Source organism: Enterococcus sp. DIV1208 (genome assembly GCF_050530455.1).
Classification (GTDB): Bacteria; Bacillota; Bacilli; order Lactobacillales; family Enterococcaceae; genus Enterococcus_B; species Enterococcus_B hirae.
The window spans coordinates 1,842,410-1,860,615 of sequence record NZ_CP172887.1 but is presented as its reverse complement, the minus strand read 5'-3'; the positions used below and the strand labels follow the sequence as shown (position 1 = coordinate 1,860,615).

Below are 18,206 nucleotides of genomic sequence, written 5' to 3'. Positions count from 1 at the left end.
TAATGCTTTTTTGATTGATAAAAAATAGAAGAAGTATTAGTTTGACAAATGAGTGACCGCTCATATATAATTATATATGAATAAATGCTCATGTTTAAAGTGAGGAGGTCAGAGCATGAAAAGCTATCGATTAGAAGGATTGGATTGCGCAAACTGTGCAATGAAAATCGAAAAAAGAATCAACGAAATCAATGGGGTAAAGCAAGCAAATGTTAACTTTGCTGTAGGTAAATTAACGATTGACGCAGATCAGGATAAGATAGGTGAAATCGAAACTGAAACTAGAAAAGTGATCAAGGAATTAGAACCAGAAGTTGAGGTAAAAGAGATGGAAGAAGTGACTTCGACATTAAATGAAGAAAAAAAGGATCTGATTCGTATTGTCCTATCAGCTATTGGCTTATTAGGCTTGTTTATTTGGGATCCAGCTGAACCGATTCGTTTTATTGGATTTTTACTTGTCTATTTATTTATTGGTTTTGATGTTATTAAACAAGCTGCATTAAACATTACGAGAGGTCAATTGTTTGATGAAAATTTTTTGATGGCAATCGCAACGATCGGTGCGATGTTGATTGGTGAATATCCAGAGGCAGTAGCGGTCATGTTGTTTTATCAAGTAGGAGAATATTTCCAAGGCTTTGCAGTCAACCAATCAAGAAAATCGATACGTGCATTGATGGAGATTCGACCAGAAGTGGCTCATGTTGAAACAGAAGCTGGATTGGTGACAACCCAGCCAGAAAGAGTAATGATTGGGGAGCATGTTTTTGTCAAACCAGGAGAACGAGTACCATTAGATGGGAAAGTCATCAGTGGGCAGTCATTAGTTGACACTTCTGCATTAACGGGAGAATCGGTTCCAAAAGAAGTTTTTGAAGGAGAGTCAGTATTAAGTGGTTTTATCAATATCAATCAACCATTAGTTGTTGAAGTAGAAAAAAATTATCAAAACTCAACCATTAGTAAATTGCTCGAATTAGTAGAAAATGCAAGTAGTAAAAAGGCACCAGCAGAAAATTTCATCACTAAATTTGCTCGTTACTACACGCCAGTGGTAGTAGTATTAGCTGTTTTATTAGCCATTTTACCACCACTTGTGTTACCAAATACAGGATTTGATGAATGGATTTACCGAGCTTTGACGTTCTTAGTGATTTCGTGTCCTTGTGCTTTAGTAATTTCGGTACCTTTAAGCTTTTTTGGAGGGATTGGTGGAGCTAGTAAAATGGGTGTATTAGTGAAGGGTAGTAATTACCTTGAATTATTAGCTCATACAGACACCATGGTTTTTGACAAAACAGGAACTCTGACAAAAGGTGATTTTTCTGTTCAATCAATTGAAACTACTATGGTTGAACCTTTATTCATGCAATATGTTGCAAGTGTAGAACAATATTCGACACATCCGATTGCACAAGCGATTTTAGCTGATTATGAAGGAGCATTATTACCCACGGATCAAATGGAAGAAGTTTTAGGCGAAGGAATCAAGGCAGTTGTGGATGGGAAAGTAGTCTTAGTAGGAAATCATAAACTTTTCACTCGATACAATATAGCCTTTCCAGTCAATCAAGCAGTTGGTACCTTAGTATATGTGGCAATTGATCAACAGTATGTTGGAAGCATAGTGATTGCAGATTCCATCAAAGAAGATGCAAAAGCAGCTTTACAAAAACTAAAAAAACTTGGAGTTAAACAAACTGTGATGCTTACCGGGGACGCACAAGCAATTGCGACACATATTGGAAATGAATTAGGAATCGACACGGTCTATAGCGAGCTCTTACCGCAAGACAAAGTGGCTAAATTAGAGCAAATCCTCACGAACGCATCGCAAAAGACTGCGTTTGTTGGTGACGGAATCAATGATGCACCTGTGCTAGCTAGAGCTGATGTCGGAATAGCGATGGGAGGTCTTGGAAGTGATGCAGCAATCGAAGCGGCTGATGTAGTGATCATGAATGATGAACCTGGAAAAATCGCAGATGCTATTCGCTTATCAAGAAAAACGTTGAAAATCGTTAAACAAAATATTATCTTTGCAATCGGGATCAAAAGTGTTGTCTTAATTTTAGGCGCATTCGGGATCGCCACAATGGGAGATGCCGTATTTGCTGATGTAGGTGTCACTGTACTAGCAGTCTTAAACGCTATGAGATGTTTAAAACTCTAACGATCGACTGTTGATCTAAACACAAGCATCGTTAAAGTGAACTTTTCTTGCCTACGGAGTAGGATTATCAGAAAATAAGTGAAAATCTTTAACCAAACTATTTATATGCGTGTTTAAAATGAAGTTCTATAGGTGTATTTTGTTTGTTATTGATCAATAGAAAAGAAATTTTCCTTTATTCGTCAGCTTGATGACTGTTCGGATGAAAGGGGAATTTCTTTTTTTTATTTAAAAGCAACGATTTTTGAATTGTACTACCCATTGTTGTTTTTTGATTAGAAAGTAAGCATATTAAAATAACTATTTGATCTAATTTTTAGAAAATTCTTTTACATCGTTCAGTTTGAAAGGGATTAACTAATTTATACAAGGTGTTATCTTGTGTAAAATGATAAAAAGATGGAAGAATAGTGTGGGAAAATTAAAAATATACACACATAAAATAACGAACTATTGTAAATAGATAAGAATTTGTTTATGATTGTAAATAGATAAATATTTTATTTAAAAAAATTTAAAAGGAGAAAACAGATGAACGATAAACAACTACGTTGGTTTACCGTAGCACTCATTGCTTTCAACATGGTTTGGGGCATGGGGAATGTAGTAAACAACTATGCGCAACAAGGAATTTCAGTTGTTACTTCTTGGCTATTGATTCTTGCTATTTATTTTATCCCTTATGCCTTGATCGTAGGGCAACTTGGTTCCGCATTTAAAGACAGTAAAGGTGGCGTCAGCTCTTGGGTCGAAAATACGACATCAAATAAACGGTTGGCATACTATGCTGCATGGACTTATTGGGTCGTCCACATTCCTTATCTTGCACAAAAACCTCAGGCAATTTTGATTGCTGCTGGATGGGCAGTTCAAGGAAATGGAAATATTGTTAACACAATGACTGTTCAAATGGTAGCAGTGATTTCCTTAGTAATTTTCTTAGCCTTCTTGTATCTTTCTACAAAAGGATTATCCACATTGAAGGTCATTGGTGGATTAGCAGGAACTGCGATGTTTGTCATGTCACTTTTATTTATTTTGATGGCAGTAACAGCTCCATTTATTACTACTGATATGGAATTTGCTACTACAGGAATGAATCAGGTCAAAACATACATCCCGACATTTGACTTTAGCTATTTTACGACCGTTTCGATGCTTGTATTTGCAGTAGGTGGGGCAGAAAAAATCTCTCCTTATGTTAATTCCACAAGAAATCCAGCCAAAGAATTTCCAAAAGGAATGATTTTCTTGGCTGCAATGGTTGGTGTTTGTGCGGTTTTAGGTTCTGTAGCGATGGGAATGTTATTTGCGAGTGACAATATTCCGAAAGACTTAATGGCAAATGGTGCTTACAGTGCTTTCCAAATCCTAGGCAACTATTATGGCATTGGTAATTCGTTGATGATCATCTATGCTTTGACAAATATGGTTGGTCAAATTTCCGCATTAGCCTTCTCAATCGATGCACCACTGAAAATTTTATTAGCAGATGCAGATCCAGAATTTGTTCCTTCATGGTTACGTAAACGAAGCAATAAAGGAACACTCGTCAATGGCTATTTATTGACTGGGATTTTAGTTAGCATCATCATTTTACTACCCATTTTTGGAATCAAAGACATGAACGAATTAGTGAAATGGTTGACTAATCTAAATTCAGTAGTAATGCCTATGCGTTATTTATGGGTATTCTTAGCGTATATGATGTTGAATAAAGCTTACAAGAAATTTACTTCTGAGTATAAATTCGTGAAGAATCCAAAGGTTGGTTTTATTTTCGGTGCTTGGTGTTTTGCCTTTACCGCTTTTGCTTGTATTCTGGGAATGGTTCCCAAAGTCGAGTATGCGGCTGATCCTAAAGCTTGGTGGTTCCAGTTGATCTCAAATGTCGTTACACCAATTATTTTGATCATGTTGGGAATGATCTTACCAGCGATTGCCCGTCGTGATAAAAATAAAAATGTAAAAGAAACATTGATTAAAACATAATGAGCTGAGAGAGAAACGATCGTTTCTCTCTTTTTTTGTGCCTCATGTTATCATAAATAAAAAAAGAAAAAGTTTTGAGTGGAGGAGGAATAAGATGAAGATAGTAATTTTAGGACAAAGTGGCTCTGGAAAATCGACACTGGCAAGAACTATTCAAGAAACGGCAAAGATTCCTCTTTTACCCTTAGATTTTTTATGGCATGGTACAGATTATAGTGAAAAGGCACAAGTTTGGTTTCAACTAGAGCAAGAAAACTTTATGGCTAAACATGAGAACTGGATCATCGAAGGAAACTATCTTGCTACTGCTGCAAAGAGGTTGCAAGAAGCAGATCAAATCATCTTATTACGAGTGCCAACGTATCTTGCAATGACTCGTGTCATCAAACGAACTTTAAAAAGAAAGCGAGATCGTGCGACCAGACCTGACATGCCTAATGAGTTTACTGAAAAGTTGGATAAAGAATACTTGGATTTTTTGTGTTTTGTTTGGCGTTTTAAGCGAAAGAATGAATCTCGAATCTTCCAACTGATCGATACATTGCAAGTGAAAAATAAATTACTCATTTTAGATAATAAACGTGATCGACAAAAGTATATTGACCAGTTGAAAAAAAATAAGCCCATTGTTTGACAATTTTCGATTACAGTTGTAATCTATTATCGAATTTAAGTTTACAAATGTAATCGATGGAGGTGAAAAACCAATGGAAGAAAAGAGAGTATTAATTAAAATCAGTGATTCTGAATGGGAAGTCATGCGAGTTATCTGGACTTTAGGTCAAGCAAATGCCCAACAAATCACTCAGATATTAGCTGATTCGATGGATTGGAAAGTAGCAACTGTTAAAACCCTTCTAGGGCGTTTGGTGAAAAAAGAAGCGCTTTGGACTGAACAAGAGGGAAAGAAATTTATTTATCATCCAGCTGTTTCCGAGATGGAAACCGTTCGAAGTGCTACTGAAAATCTCTTTTCACATATTTGTGCAAAAAGAGTCGGTGCGACAATTGCTGATTTGGTTGAAGAAGCGACATTGACCCAAGAAGATATTCAGCAGATCATGAAACAACTCAATAAAAAAGAGCCAGTCGAAACGATTGAATGTAATTGTATACCTGGCCAATGTGAATGTAAGAAACAGTAATAAGGAGGAAACAAGAATGAAACAAGAATTTTCAGTTAAAGGGATGAGTTGCAACCATTGTGTGGCTCGGATTGAAGAAGCGGTCGGAAGAATCAGTGGTGTCAAAAAAGTAAAAGTTCAGCTGAAAAAAGAAAAAGCCGTTGTGAAATTTGATGAAGCAAATGTTCAAGCGACAGAGATTTGTCAAGCAATCAATGAATTAGGCTATCAAGCAGAGGTGATTTGATGGCAACGAATACCAAAATGGAAACATTTGTCATTACTGGAATGACATGTGCGAATTGTTCTGCTCGAATCGAAAAAGAACTAAATGAACAACCTGGTGTCATGTCTGCTACTGTCAATTTAGCCACTGAAAAGGCAAGTGTGAAATATACCGACACTACTACAGAAAGATTGATCAAAAGTGTCGAAAATATCGGCTATGGGGCAATTTTATATGACGAAGCGCATAAACAAAAAATTGCTGAGGAGAAACAAACCTATTTAAGAAAAATGAAGTTTGATCTTATCTTTAGTGCGATCTTGACTCTACCCTTGATGTTAGCAATGATTGCCATGATGCTTGGAAGTCATGGACCAATTGTGTCGTTCTTCCATCTGCCTCTTGTGCAGTTGCTCTTTGCTTTGCCTGTGCAATTTTATGTAGGTTGGCGCTTTTATAAAGGAGCCTATCATGCATTAAAAACTAAAGCGCCGAATATGGATGTCTTAGTTGCGATTGGAACATCTGCAGCCTTCGCATTAAGCATTTATAATGGTTTTTTCCCTAGCCATTCCCATGATCTTTATTTTGAAAGTAGCAGTATGATCATTACCTTGATTTTACTTGGAAAGTATTTAGAACATACAGCAAAAAGTAAAACAGGCGATGCCATCAAACAGTTGATGTCCCTTCAGACAAAAACAGCACAAGTTTTAAGAGATGGCAAAGAAGAGACGATTGCAATTGATGAGGTCATGATCGATGACATCTTAGTGATTCGTCCTGGTGAACAAGTACCTACAGATGGACGGATCATTGCTGGCACTAGTGCATTGGATGAAAGCATGTTGACAGGAGAAAGTGTACCTGTTGAGAAAAAAGAAAAAGATATGGTTTTTGGTGGAACGATCAATACCAATGGATTGATCCAAATACAAGTTTCTCAGATAGGAAAAGATACGGTGTTGGCACAAATCATCCAAATGGTGGAAGATGCTCAAGGAAGTAAAGCACCGATCCAACAAATTGCTGACAAGATTTCAGGGATTTTCGTACCGATCGTTTTGTTTTTAGCATTGGTGACACTATTAGTTACAGGATGGCTCACGAAGGATTGGCAGTTAGCATTGCTTCATAGTGTGTCCGTTTTAGTCATTGCTTGCCCATGTGCGCTTGGTTTAGCAACACCAACTGCCATCATGGTAGGAACAGGAGTCGGTGCTCATAATGGGATATTGATCAAAGGTGGCGAAGCGTTAGAAGGAGCCGCTCATCTAAATAGTATTATTTTGGATAAAACTGGAACGATTACACAAGGCCGACCAGAAGTAACAGATGTCATCGGTCCCAAAGAGATCATTTCCCTTTTCTATTCCCTTGAACATGCTTCTGAACATCCTTTAGGAAAAGCTATTGTTGCTTATGGTGCAAAAGTCGGTGCAAAAACTCAGCCAATCACTGATTTTGTTGCTCATCCTGGTGCAGGAATCAGTGGAACGATCAACGGTGTTCATTATTTTGCTGGGACAAGAAAGAGACTAGCTGAAATGAACCTTTCATTTGATGAATTTCAAGAACAGGCGTTAGAATTAGAACAGGCAGGGAAAACAGTGATGTTTTTAGCCAACGAAGAACAGGTTCTTGGAATGATTGCCGTTGCTGATCAAATCAAAGAAGATGCAAAACAAGCAATCGAGCAACTACAACAAAAAGGTGTCGATGTGTTTATGGTTACGGGAGATAATCAACGAGCCGCTCAAGCAATCGGCAAACAAGTAGGAATTGATTCCGACCATATCTTTGCAGAAGTTTTACCTGAAGAAAAAGCCAACTATGTAGAAAAACTACAGAAAGCTGGAAAGAAAGTTAGCATGGTCGGTGATGGAATCAATGATGCCCCAGCGCTAGCTTTAGCAGATGTTGGGATTGCAATGGGAAGTGGAACCGATATTGCGATGGAAACAGCCGATGTGACATTAATGAATAGTCATTTAACTTCTATCAATCAAATGATTTCTTTATCAGCTGCCACATTAAAAAAAATCAAACAAAATTTGTTTTGGGCATTCATTTATAATACGATCGGGATTCCTTTTGCTGCCTTTGGTTTTTTAAACCCAATCATTGCTGGTGGCGCAATGGCCTTTAGTTCAATCAGTGTATTATTGAATTCTTTAAGCTTAAATCGAAAAACGATCAAATAAATCGTTTCAGAGGAAAGGAAGGAAAAAGATGAATAATGGAATAGATCCTGAGAATGAAACAAATAAAAAGGGCGCTATTGGAAAGAATCCTGAGGAAAAAATAACTGTAGAACAAACGAATACCAAGAATAATTTACAGGAACATGGAAAAATGGAAAATATGGATCAACACCATACGCATGGACACATGGAACGACACCAACAGATGGACCATGGACACATGAGCGGAATGGATCATAGCCATATGGATCATGAAGATATGAGTGGAATGAATCATAGCCACATGGGTCATGAAAATATGAGTGGAATGGATCATTCTATGCACATGGGGAACTTTAAGCAAAAATTTTGGCTTTCTCTGATTTTAGCGATTCCGATTATTCTTTTTTCACCGATGATGGGGATGTCCTTTCCTTTTCAAGTGACGTTTCCTGGCTCTAATTGGGTGGTGTTGGTTCTGGCAACGATTTTATTTATTTATGGCGGACAACCATTCTTAAGCGGAGCCAAAATGGAATTGAAACAAAAAAGTCCAGCAATGATGACACTGATTGCTATGGGGATTACCGTCGCATATGTTTATAGTGTGTATTCTTTTATAGCCAACCTCATCAACCCCCATACACATGTCATGGATTTTTTCTGGGAATTAGCAACGTTAATCGTAATCATGTTATTGGGACATTGGATCGAAATGAATGCAGTCTCTAATGCCAGCGATGCTTTACAAAAATTAGCAGAATTATTACCTGAATCGGTAAAACGATTGAAAAAAGACGGAACTGAAGAAACCGTCTCTTTAAAAGAAGTCCATGAAGGTGATCGTCTAATTGTTCGTGCTGGAGACAAGATGCCAACGGATGGGACGATCGACAAAGGACATACCATTGTTGATGAATCTGCTGTTACGGGTGAATCCAAAGGGGTTAAAAAGCAAGTGGGCGATTCGGTCATTGGTGGATCAATTAATGGCGACGGAACAATTGAAATTACTGTAACAGGTACTGGCGAAAATGGTTACCTTGCAAAAGTAATGGAGATGGTACGAAAAGCCCAAGGAGAAAAATCTAAATTAGAGTTTCTATCAGATAAAGTAGCAAAATGGTTATTTTATGTGGCTTTAGTAGTTGGGATCATCGCCTTTATTGCTTGGCTCTTCCTAGCAAATTTACCAGATGCACTAGAACGAATGGTCACCGTGTTCATCATTGCTTGTCCGCATGCACTGGGACTTGCGATTCCATTAGTCGTTGCTCGTTCGACTTCGATCGCAGCTAAAAATGGGTTGCTTTTGAAAAATCGGAATGCGATGGAACAAGCCAATGATCTAGATGTGATCATGTTAGATAAAACAGGCACGTTGACCCAAGGGAAATTTACTGTAACTGGTATTGAGATTTTAGATGAAGCTTATCAAGAAGAAGAAATCTTGAAATATATTGGTGCTTTAGAAGCACATGCAAATCATCCTTTAGCGATTGGGATAATGAATTATTTAAAAGAAAAAAAGATTACTCCTTATCAAGCACAGGAACAAAAAAATTTAGCAGGTGTTGGTTTAGAAGCAACTGTGGAAGACAAAGATGTTAAAATTATTAATGAAAAAGAAGCAAAACGTTTAGGACTAAAAATCGACCCTGAACGATTAAAAAACTATGAAGCTCAAGGAAACACTGTCAGCTTTTTAGTAGTTTCAGATAAATTAGTGGCTGTGATTGCTCTAGGAGATGTCATTAAACCAGAAGCAAAAGAGTTTATCCAAGCGATCAAAGAAAAAAATATTATCCCAGTCATGTTGACTGGGGATAACCCCAAAGCAGCCCAAGCAGTAGCCGAATATCTTGGAATCAATGAATATTACGGCGGTCTACTGCCAGATGACAAAGAGGCGATCGTTCAAAGATATCTTGATCAAGGAAAAAAAGTGATCATGGTTGGTGACGGCATCAATGATGCGCCAAGCTTAGCACGGGCAACGATAGGTATGGCAATCGGAGCAGGAACTGATATTGCGATTGATTCTGCAGATGTTGTCTTAACGAACAGTGACCCCAAAGATATCTTGCATTTCTTAGAATTAGCAAAAGAAACAAGAAGAAAAATGATCCAAAATCTTTGGTGGGGCGCTGGTTATAATATTATTGCTATTCCTTTAGCAGCAGGAATCTTAGCACCAATCGGACTTATTTTAAGCCCAGCAGTGGGAGCAGTCTTGATGTCACTAAGTACAGTGGTCGTTGCGCTCAACGCCTTAACTTTAAAATAAGTTGTTAACGTTACTTGATTAACGAGTGAGTGTAAAAATAGAAAAAAGACAATCTTTAAGGACAAACACAAGCAAATTTATTCAAATGAAAACTGGCAAGCAGCTATTTTTCAGCGAATCAATTTTAGCAAAGGTCGTTAAAGATTGTCTTTTTTATTTATGTAGACAAAATGAAAAGAAAAAATGGCAGGAGAAAAGTTGAGAGAGGGATTCAAGAAATAATCAGTAACCATAGTTGTTCCCATTGTACGAAATTTTGCACAGTTCAATGTGTGACGGTAAGAAAAAAATAGCAGTAGTTAACTTTTTCGATCTGTTAAATTAGAATTTAATGAATTTCGTTTGAATTAAAGAAGAAAAAATGTTTTTTTTCGTAATTTATATATAGGGAGATGTATTAATCTATAGTTGATCGTGCTCCTGAAACACACAGTAAAAAATAAGTGAGGGAACGCCAATGAAGTGGCAAAGATTATTGTCAAAAAATGTACAAAATCTATTTATATTGATCCATCAAATGAAAGATTTATCGTGGAAAAAAACGGATCTAGCAGAAAAACTATTAGTTGATGTGAAAACGATCGATCGATATTTAAAAAGATTAGAAGAAGGAGATTTTCCGATCCAACTGATTCAACATAAAAAAAGCGTAAAGCTGATTTATAATAAAGGCTACAGTGAGCCCTATTTATTGTTTGATTTTCTGATCCACTCCTCATCCTTTTTCTTATTGAAGGATTTGATTTTGAACACGGAGTATCAACAAGAGTATGATCGCTCCTCACAAGAGCGTCTAAGAAAATGGCTGGGGGAATATCATTTGTCTTTTTCTTATCGAAAACAACAACTTTATGGTTCTGAAAGAAAGATACGCTATCTTTTTTTCTGTTTTCTTAAAGATTTTCCCCTCTTTTTTATTGGGGATACAGAACAGTCTTTTTCCGAATTATTTATCCATTTGTTGGAGACACGTGCCCAAAATGCCGAAATCAAAATATTAGACGAACATCGCACGCTTTTTTTTGAACTTTTTCCAGAGTTGTTATTCCGACACGAACAACGGTTATCTGTCCGCGAAAAAAATTACCGCTGTATCGTTCGTTTAAGTTGCAACATCATTATCGAAAAATACTGGAAAAAAATTGAAGAAACGAAAATCTACCGAAAATTAATGACCTTAACAGAGAAATTGGATTCGTTGTTTTGGTTGGCTAGTGAATTTGAAAGTACGAATAAAACAACGATTACGCGAGTTATCTATCAAGAGTGGCTCCGTTACTCAATTGGACTACACGAAAGAGTAGTCAAAGAGGAATTTCATGAGTATCAGGAAAGCTTGCGTTTGGTGCCGAATGTTAATGAAAAACTTTATCAATACCGGATGGCTTTACAACAAGCACTTACATATCCATCGTATGAATGGGGCCTACTTTTACTTAAAGTTTTGCAAGAAAGAGGATACCTGGAAATCTATCCACCAGAAGTAAAAATCGTCTTTTTTTTTCGTTACGATCACGAGGAAGCGCGCCGCCTAGCTTCTGTTCTGGATAAGACCTTGCGACATCGAAAACGGACCTCCATACATGTTTGTACTCGATCAATCCCTCCAAGTTATGCACAATTGATTATTACGGACCATTTTTTTCCATTAAATAATAGTAAACATCAAAAGACTTATTTCTACCAACCTTCTTTTGGGGTAGATCGTCTACTATCAGATATTGATTATTGGATTGATACGAAAAATTGATTTTTATCATATGAAAAGGGTGTGTTATAATAAAGAAGATGAGTAAAGGAGGATGTCTTTTGGATTTAAAGAAATTAGAAGTTCCTACATCTTCAATCACTGAAGTAAAACGATCACCGATGGATGTATTTGATCAGGCAAGAAAAGCTGAAACCGGTGTATATATATTTAATCGTGAAAAAGTTGCAGGAGTGATGTTGACACAAGAGCAATATGAAACACTGTTACAAGAATTAGCAGATTTACGTCAGAAGGCAAATGAAGAAGTACAGGCACCTATAGAAAGTAATGAACTACTTGGAAACTACGCTGACCAAACAGCTGCTGTCGTTTCGACTTCTGATGGTCTAGATGAGCTGGTACAAACACTGAAACGTTATTTGATTACTGGTGTAACGATTTCTGCTAAAAACTTAGATGAACGAATGGTTACACTAGGTTTCATTACGAAAAAGACGGGCTTTGGAGGAGTGGTCGATATGTTAAACGAATTGACCGCAACTGGAAAGATCAATTATCAGTTACGTAGAAAACCAAACAGTCGTACAGTAATTGCCGAGATTATTGGTGAACAAGACAGTCAATCACAATTATTTGATAAAATTATTATAAAAAAAATCTATCTGCATGAACTTTAATGAATAGCGTAAATTTTTATTTTTTGCTTCTTTCGGTGCTATGATTTTTCAGACTTTTTTACAAGGATCAATGAGAAATCATAGCTGATTTTCTATAAAAATTGGGTGGTTACCGATCCTTTGCTAGTCATATTTTTTCGATTCACTGATTTAACGAGTGAAAATTCTTGCCCAAAAAGCCCCAAGAATTTGAGGGATCAAATACAAAACCGAAAGCAGTAAAATCAGTTGGGTTGGTTTGAATGGCTGGTAAAAGAAATGCCAATCAGAGTAATAGTGACAAATCAAATAAGAAATGAATGTTGAACTAATATTAATAAAGAAGAGAAAGAGTAACTGTTGCTTTTTCTGGAAGCTAAAGCCAGCGTAAAAAGACAGAAAAATCAAAAAAATCAAGCCAAAAACAGAATGATACCGATAATCTAGTAGTAAAGAGAAGTACACATACGGAATGAAAAGTAAGAGCAAAATTAATTTTTTTTCATGATTTTTCATGGTGTGTTCCCCCAATCAGGTGAATCCGATTTCTCCTACTTTCATTCTAAAATCAACCAGCTAATAATCAAACACTTTTTTGAAATTTGTAGATTAAATGAATAAACTCTCATAGCCTTATCTCTAAAAAAAAAGATTTTCCCCCTAATTTTTTTAGAGAAAACGCTTATAGTAGGTGAAAGAAAAAATCGCATAGGAGTAAAGTGATGAAAAAGAAAATAAAACTTGAACAATTGTATTTATTTTTTTGGTTTTTTCCAATTCTGCTGTTGCCGTTTACTTGGGTGAATGCCGTTGTTCAGGGAGCAGAAATTTTGGGGCTAATTCATGGTACTGGGATTGTAGTATCGAAAAATTTTCCAATTTTAACACTATTCTATTTTTTAGTGAGTATGAGCTTGATTTTGACAAATAAATTTATGAATAGTTATAATTGGCATTTGATTCATTTTTCTTGTATGTTGGTTTTTACTTCCTTTTTTTCTATTCTGCCACGAATCATTGTTGGACCGAATGGCTTAAGTGAAAGTGGATTGAAAGATACAGGGGAAACTTCGATGTACTTTTTGACCATTAAACCAAGTTTTTATCTAGCGATTCTTTCGTTTTTATTAGCAGTCATTTTTTATTCTATAGCAAAATTAAGAATAGAAGAAAAACTGTCCGGCGAAGTTAATAAATTGGTTCAATAAAGAGGAAACATTGTGAGCAAATGATAGTAGCGAACAGTGTTTTTTTTGCTCTTTGTCAAAGATTTTTGATCCCAAAACAGGCGTTGGCAGGATTCGACATTTTGAAAACACTGTACAAAAATACCTGAAAGGATGGAAGAAGCAAGGTTGCCTGAAGAAAATCAAATATAAAAGAATAAATAACTGAATGCACTAATATTCTGCAAATGAAATATTTCTTTTCATGTAATAATCAACCTTTTTTAAGCAAGCTAAAGATCTTCATTCTATGATATAATATTATTGTAGAAAGTTTGTGGCGGTTTGGCAAATCCAATTGAAGGAGCGTGGTGCCTATGGGCTTATTAGCTTATCGGACGTACTCTTTAGAAAGGAAATGCCTGATTTGTTCTCATTGGATCAAATCATTGCTATTATCGGAGCAGCAGCAGTAGTAATTACTGCCGTAGCGAAAGCTAGCGATTCGATTTTAGCTTGGTTAAAGTTCAAAAAAGAACAAAAAAAATAGAGCCGTCTCAACTTTTGGCAGAGTAGACAGGCTCTAAACTTGTTAAAAAATGCCATCCGCTTTGAACGGACTACACATTAAGGGCTATGTTAGCGCATAGCTCCTTTATTTAATTATAGTATATCGTAGATAGAGAAGAAAGAAAAGGATTAAAGGTTAGTTTTGATATAAATTAACCTTTATTTTTGGGCTTTTTGTCAAATGACGTTGGTAAAGAGAAAGTCTAGAATCATTTGGCCAGAAAGAAGAAAACTTCTTTCTGTGTTTTTTTTGGTTAAAATAGTTTTACGTGACGGATAATGGTTTAAAGGATTTCAGGGGGGCTCTTCTCTCTGTTTTTACATCATAAAAAATTTGTCGGTGAATTTCACCAACATCAAAAAGTACGAAGCCTTTTTATTTGGCTTCGATTTACGATAACTTTACATAAATTAACTTGATATTTACACCTTCAATATGCAGGATTTACAGTAGATTGCTACAATTTACTTGTAAATAAGAAAGGGGTATATCAATGAAAAAAGTATTATTTTCTTTAGGTGTTTTAGGTCTTATGTTAGCTGGCTGTGGTTCCGGTTCTGGTAGCACGGATGGCTCCGCAGCACAAAATAATTCTGCAACTTCTGGCGATCAAGTCAAAATCGTGGCTGTCGGATCTACTGCGCTCCAACCTCTAGTCGATGCGGCACAAGAAAGTTTTGTCCAAAAAAATCCCAACTATCAAATCTCTGTCCAAGGTGGCGGAAGTGGTACTGGGTTAAGTCAGGTCGAGTCTGGGGCAGTGACGATCGGAAACTCAGATGTCTTTGCTGAGGAAAAAGAAGGCGTAGATGCAAGTAAAATAAAGGATCATAAAGTTGCGGTGGTAGGTATGGCGCCAATTGTCAATAAAGACACGAACGTCAAAAATATTACAAAACAGGAATTAATTGATATATTCACTGGGAAAATTACCAATTGGCAAGAACTAGGTGGGAAAGATGAAAAAATCAATGTCATCAATCGGGCAAATGGTAGTGGTACACGAGCTACTTTTGAAAAGTGGGGATTAGATGGTGCTACTCCAGTACAATCACAAGAACAGGATTCATCAGGAACTGTTCGACAAATTGTTAGCCAAACTCCTGGCGCGATCAGCTACCTTGCTTTTTCTTATTTGGATGATAAAACACAGGCTTTAAGTATTGATGGTGTAGAACCAAAAGAAGAAAATGTTGCTGACAACAGTTGGAAAATTTGGTCTTATGAACATATGTATACAAAAGGTGAGCCTTCCCCAGAAGTTCAAAAATTTTTAGATTATATGATGACAGACGAAATCCAACAAGGACCGGTGAAAGAACTCGGTTACTTACCAATTACTGCGATGAAAGTAGAACGTGATGCTGAAGGAAACTTAAAATAAGCAATCATGTACTCAAATCTGCTACCCCTAAAAGTGTGCCTTTAACGGGCATGCTTTTTTTTTAGCTATTTCCTGCAAATGAATATGACAGTAATGAAAGATATTTATTAGTCATTTCATAGGCTTTTTTTTTACAAATGTATTAAGGTAAATATAATACTAATAATCGAGGTAAACGGTAAATGAGAATATTTAGTCATCAAACGGAAGTTGAAAAAGATCAAACTTCAGTTAAAAATATTACAAGATATGCTCCCGATTATCGAGAGGGGCTAACAGATGAGCAAGTTGCAGAACGAGTGCATGCTCAAGCAACAAATGAAACGATCGACCCATCATTTAAAACGAACAAACAAATCGTTTTGCAAAATATATTTACTTATTTTAATTTGATTTTTATCGTCTTAGCAGTTTTATTATGTCTAGTTAGTTCCTATAAAAATTTGACTTTTTTGCCAGTGATTCTTGCAAACACGGGAATTGCTATCTATCAAGAGATTCGCTCAAAAAAGATATTAGATAATTTGAGTGTACTGAATGCAGCAAAAGTCACAGTCGTAAGAAACGGCGCAGCCAATAAGATCGATATGGAGGAATTAGTTTTAGATGATGTCATCTTGCTCGAAACGGGTCAACAGATTCCTGCAGACGGTTATGTCTTAGACGGTAAATTACAAGTCAACGAAGCACTTTTGACAGGTGAAGCAGATGAGATCGTGAAAGAAGTAGATGATTATTTGATGTCAGGGAGCTTTGTCGTTTCTGGTAAGGCTTATGTACGATTAGACAAGGTTGGCTATGACTCTTACATCTCCCAATTAACAGCAAAAGCAAAAAAAATGGGAGGAGGCGAACAATCAGAAATGATTGCTTCGCTGAATAAATTAATCAAATGGATCGGGATCATTATTATTCCCATCGGCATAACCTTGTTTTCACAAAGTTACTTTTTTAATGGCAACACGATCAAAGAAAGTGTGGTAGCCATGGAAGCAGCTTTAATCGGGATGATACCAGAAGGCTTGTATTTATTGACAACGATCGCTCTAGCAATGAGTGCCGCTCGTTTAGCTAAGCAACGAGTATTATTACATGATATGAAAAGCATAGAGACTTTAGCAAGGGTTAATGTACTATGTGTAGATAAAACGGGAACTATTACTGAAAATCAGATGTCTGTACAAAAACTAGTGATTGCTAAAAATGAGCAAGCGGAGCAACAGGCAACTAGGATTCAAGAACTCATTTCAGATTATGCTAAAGCTATGGCAAATGACAATGCGACGATGCAAGCAATCAAAACGTACTTTAATAAGCCTACAGATCAAGAACCTTTATCTATCTTGCCTTTTTCGTCGGTACAAAAATTCAGTAGCGTAACATTTGCGGATGGGGTCTATGTATTAGGAGCGCCAGAAATGGTTTTACGTGAACGTTTCGAAACAGTTAAAAATGAATTTAATCAATATGCTGATCAGGGCTATCGTGTGTTGGTTTTCGGTAGTTACCAAGGAATATTGAGCGAAGCACTTTTAGAAGCAGAAGTGATTCCGCTTGCTTATCTTTTGATTGCCAACCCAATTCGAAAAGAAGCCCCTGACACATTTGCTTATTTTAAGGAACAAGGGGTAGCAATCAAAGTGATTTCAGGGGATAATCCGCAGACCGTTTCAACTGTCGCATTACAGGCGGGCATTGCTAATGCAGACCAATATATTGATGTTTCTCAACTTGCTGAGGAAGATTATCTCTCAGCAGTGGAAAAATACACCGTATTTGGACGGGTAAAACCTGAACAAAAAATGCAGTTCGTTCAGCTTCTTAAACAAAAAAATACAGTCGCGATGACTGGTGATGGTGTCAATGATATTTTAGCAATGAAAGAAGCTGATTGTAGTATCGCTATGGCTTCTGGCAACGAAGCAACGATCCAAGCTGCGCAAGTTGCCTTATTAGATTCTGATTTTTCTAGAATGCCTGAGATCGTAGCAGAAGGTCGGCGAGTTGTTAATAATATTGAACGATCTGCTAGTTTGTTTTTAGTAAAAAATATTTTTTCTTTCTTACTTTCCGTCTTTTCTGTCTTGTTCGCACTGACTTATCCGTTGGAGCCTTCTCAAATTACCTTGATTAGTCTGTTTACGATTGGTTTGCCATCGTTTTTACTTGCTCTTGAAGAAAACAAAAATCGAATTGAAGGAAAGTTTATTGTGAATGTCTTAGAAAAAGCCATTCCTGGTGGGCTAACAGATATGACTGTCGTGGGGACTTTAGTGGTAGGCGGTGTCATCTTGCATTTGAACAAGACAGATGTTTCCACTGCTTCAACGATGCTACTGACAGCGGTTGGTTTTCTCGTACTCTATAAAATTTGTCACCCATTGAACCAATTCAGAGGGCGGATCATTTTATTTTGCGCAGCAGGTATCTTATTTTCAGTCGTCTTTCTGCATAAATTATTTTCTATCTCCGCTATTTCACCCGTTTCGATTCTGTTGCTTTTGATTCTATTTTTTGCGGCGGACTCGATTTTCCGGCAGTATTCGCGAATGATTGAAAATTACAGCCAGTTGAAGGATGGAAAGAAAAAACGGTCTATTTGGTTCTGGCTCAAAGTGCTGTTTTCAGTAGACAATAAACACGATTAACAGATAGACAAAACAAAAATGAGAGTGGGACAATAGTCAGAAAAAAATCTGATTATTGCCCCATTTTTTTTTTTGATTTTAA

At 36.7% G+C, this 18,206-nt stretch carries 14 protein-coding genes; 13 read left to right on the top strand and 1 reads right to left on the bottom strand.

From position 1 onward, the window contains the following. The first annotated feature begins 115 nt into the window (after positions 1–115). The 9 genes from IGK91_RS08540 to IGK91_RS08500 all read left to right on the top strand — a co-directional run bounded on the left by IGK91_RS08540 (position 116) and on the right by IGK91_RS08500 (position 12,376). Positions 116–2,176, top strand: coding sequence for a heavy metal translocating P-type ATPase (locus tag IGK91_RS08540; RefSeq protein ID WP_010737929.1), 2,061 nt, complete (start codon positions 116–118; stop codon positions 2,174–2,176). 531 nt (positions 2,177–2,707) lie between these two features. Continuing rightward, positions 2,708–4,168, top strand: a complete 1,461-nt coding sequence (locus IGK91_RS08535; RefSeq protein ID WP_010737928.1) for an APC family permease — start codon at positions 2,708–2,710, stop codon at positions 4,166–4,168. 94 nt (positions 4,169–4,262) lie between these two features. Next, positions 4,263–4,802, top strand: a complete 540-nt coding sequence (locus tag IGK91_RS08530) for a topology modulation protein (RefSeq protein WP_010737927.1) — start codon at positions 4,263–4,265, stop codon at positions 4,800–4,802. 73 nt (positions 4,803–4,875) lie between these two features. Then, positions 4,876–5,313 (top strand): CopY/TcrY family copper transport repressor, encoded by a 438-nt coding sequence (locus tag IGK91_RS08525; RefSeq protein ID WP_010718491.1) that lies wholly within the window; start codon positions 4,876–4,878, stop codon positions 5,311–5,313. A 16-nt stretch (positions 5,314–5,329) separates the two neighbouring features. Continuing rightward, positions 5,330–5,539, top strand: coding sequence for a copper chaperone CopZ (gene copZ / locus IGK91_RS08520; protein ID WP_010718490.1), 210 nt, complete (start codon positions 5,330–5,332; stop codon positions 5,537–5,539). Beyond that, a complete protein-coding gene (gene copA / locus IGK91_RS08515; RefSeq protein WP_081123198.1) occupies positions 5,539–7,722 on the top strand; it encodes a copper-translocating P-type ATPase CopA in 2,184 nt (727 codons plus the stop codon). Before copZ ends, copA begins: the two co-directional genes overlap by 1 nt. Before the next feature lie 28 nt (positions 7,723–7,750). Next, positions 7,751–9,988, top strand: coding sequence for a copper/silver-translocating P-type ATPase CopB (copB, locus tag IGK91_RS08510; RefSeq protein ID WP_010737924.1), 2,238 nt, complete (start codon positions 7,751–7,753; stop codon positions 9,986–9,988). A 457-nt stretch (positions 9,989–10,445) separates the two neighbouring features. Beyond that, on the top strand, positions 10,446–11,738 hold the full coding sequence (locus IGK91_RS08505; protein WP_081130438.1) for a helix-turn-helix domain-containing protein: 1,293 nt from the start codon (positions 10,446–10,448) through the stop codon (positions 11,736–11,738). Between the two features lie 59 nt (positions 11,739–11,797). Next, positions 11,798–12,376: a prevent-host-death protein gene (locus IGK91_RS08500; protein ID WP_010718485.1), complete on the top strand. Its 579-nt coding sequence runs from the start codon at positions 11,798–11,800 to the stop codon at positions 12,374–12,376. Between the two features lie 150 nt (positions 12,377–12,526). Here the strand turns inward: IGK91_RS08500 and IGK91_RS08495 are convergent, their stop codons facing one another. Beyond that, entirely contained in the window at positions 12,527–12,871 is a 345-nt protein-coding gene (locus IGK91_RS08495) for a hypothetical protein (RefSeq protein ID WP_081123196.1), read from the bottom strand. Between the two features lie 206 nt (positions 12,872–13,077). Between IGK91_RS08495 and IGK91_RS08490 the strand changes: the two genes are divergently transcribed. From IGK91_RS08490 to IGK91_RS08475, 4 genes are all read left to right on the top strand, one after another. After that, entirely contained in the window at positions 13,078–13,563 is a 486-nt protein-coding gene (locus IGK91_RS08490; RefSeq protein WP_010737922.1) for a hypothetical protein, read from the top strand. 295 nt (positions 13,564–13,858) lie between these two features. Beyond that, positions 13,859–14,071 (top strand): hypothetical protein, encoded by a 213-nt coding sequence (locus IGK91_RS08485; RefSeq protein ID WP_014834536.1) that lies wholly within the window; start codon positions 13,859–13,861, stop codon positions 14,069–14,071. Between the two features lie 514 nt (positions 14,072–14,585). Continuing rightward, positions 14,586–15,476, top strand: coding sequence for a phosphate ABC transporter substrate-binding protein (locus IGK91_RS08480; RefSeq protein WP_010737921.1), 891 nt, complete (start codon positions 14,586–14,588; stop codon positions 15,474–15,476). Positions 15,477–15,658: 182 nt separating this feature from the next. Then, on the top strand, positions 15,659–18,124 hold the full coding sequence (locus IGK91_RS08475) for a cation-translocating P-type ATPase (RefSeq protein ID WP_010737920.1): 2,466 nt from the start codon (positions 15,659–15,661) through the stop codon (positions 18,122–18,124). Positions 18,125–18,206: the final 82 nt, after the last annotated feature.

What these genes read in the sequence shown, in the direction of transcription:
- IGK91_RS08475 (WP_010737920.1), top strand. Translation starts at nt 15,659, where the DNA reads ATGAGAATATTTAGTCATCAAACGGAAGTTGAAAAAGATCAAACTTCA.
- IGK91_RS08530 (WP_010737927.1), top strand. Translation starts at nt 4,263, where the DNA reads ATGAAGATAGTAATTTTAGGACAAAGTGGCTCTGGAAAATCGACACTG.
- copZ (WP_010718490.1), top strand. Translation starts at nt 5,330, where the DNA reads ATGAAACAAGAATTTTCAGTTAAAGGGATGAGTTGCAACCATTGTGTG.
- copA (WP_081123198.1), top strand. Translation starts at nt 5,539, where the DNA reads ATGGCAACGAATACCAAAATGGAAACATTTGTCATTACTGGAATGACA.
- IGK91_RS08495 (WP_081123196.1), bottom strand. Translation starts at nt 12,871, where the DNA reads ATGAAAAATCATGAAAAAAAATTAATTTTGCTCTTACTTTTCATTCCG.
- IGK91_RS08490 (WP_010737922.1), top strand. Translation starts at nt 13,078, where the DNA reads ATGAAAAAGAAAATAAAACTTGAACAATTGTATTTATTTTTTTGGTTT.
- IGK91_RS08525 (WP_010718491.1), top strand. Translation starts at nt 4,876, where the DNA reads ATGGAAGAAAAGAGAGTATTAATTAAAATCAGTGATTCTGAATGGGAA.
- IGK91_RS08480 (WP_010737921.1), top strand. Translation starts at nt 14,586, where the DNA reads ATGAAAAAAGTATTATTTTCTTTAGGTGTTTTAGGTCTTATGTTAGCT.
- copB (WP_010737924.1), top strand. Translation starts at nt 7,751, where the DNA reads ATGAATAATGGAATAGATCCTGAGAATGAAACAAATAAAAAGGGCGCT.
- IGK91_RS08540 (WP_010737929.1), top strand. Translation starts at nt 116, where the DNA reads ATGAAAAGCTATCGATTAGAAGGATTGGATTGCGCAAACTGTGCAATG.
- IGK91_RS08505 (WP_081130438.1), top strand. Translation starts at nt 10,446, where the DNA reads ATGAAGTGGCAAAGATTATTGTCAAAAAATGTACAAAATCTATTTATA.
- IGK91_RS08535 (WP_010737928.1), top strand. Translation starts at nt 2,708, where the DNA reads ATGAACGATAAACAACTACGTTGGTTTACCGTAGCACTCATTGCTTTC.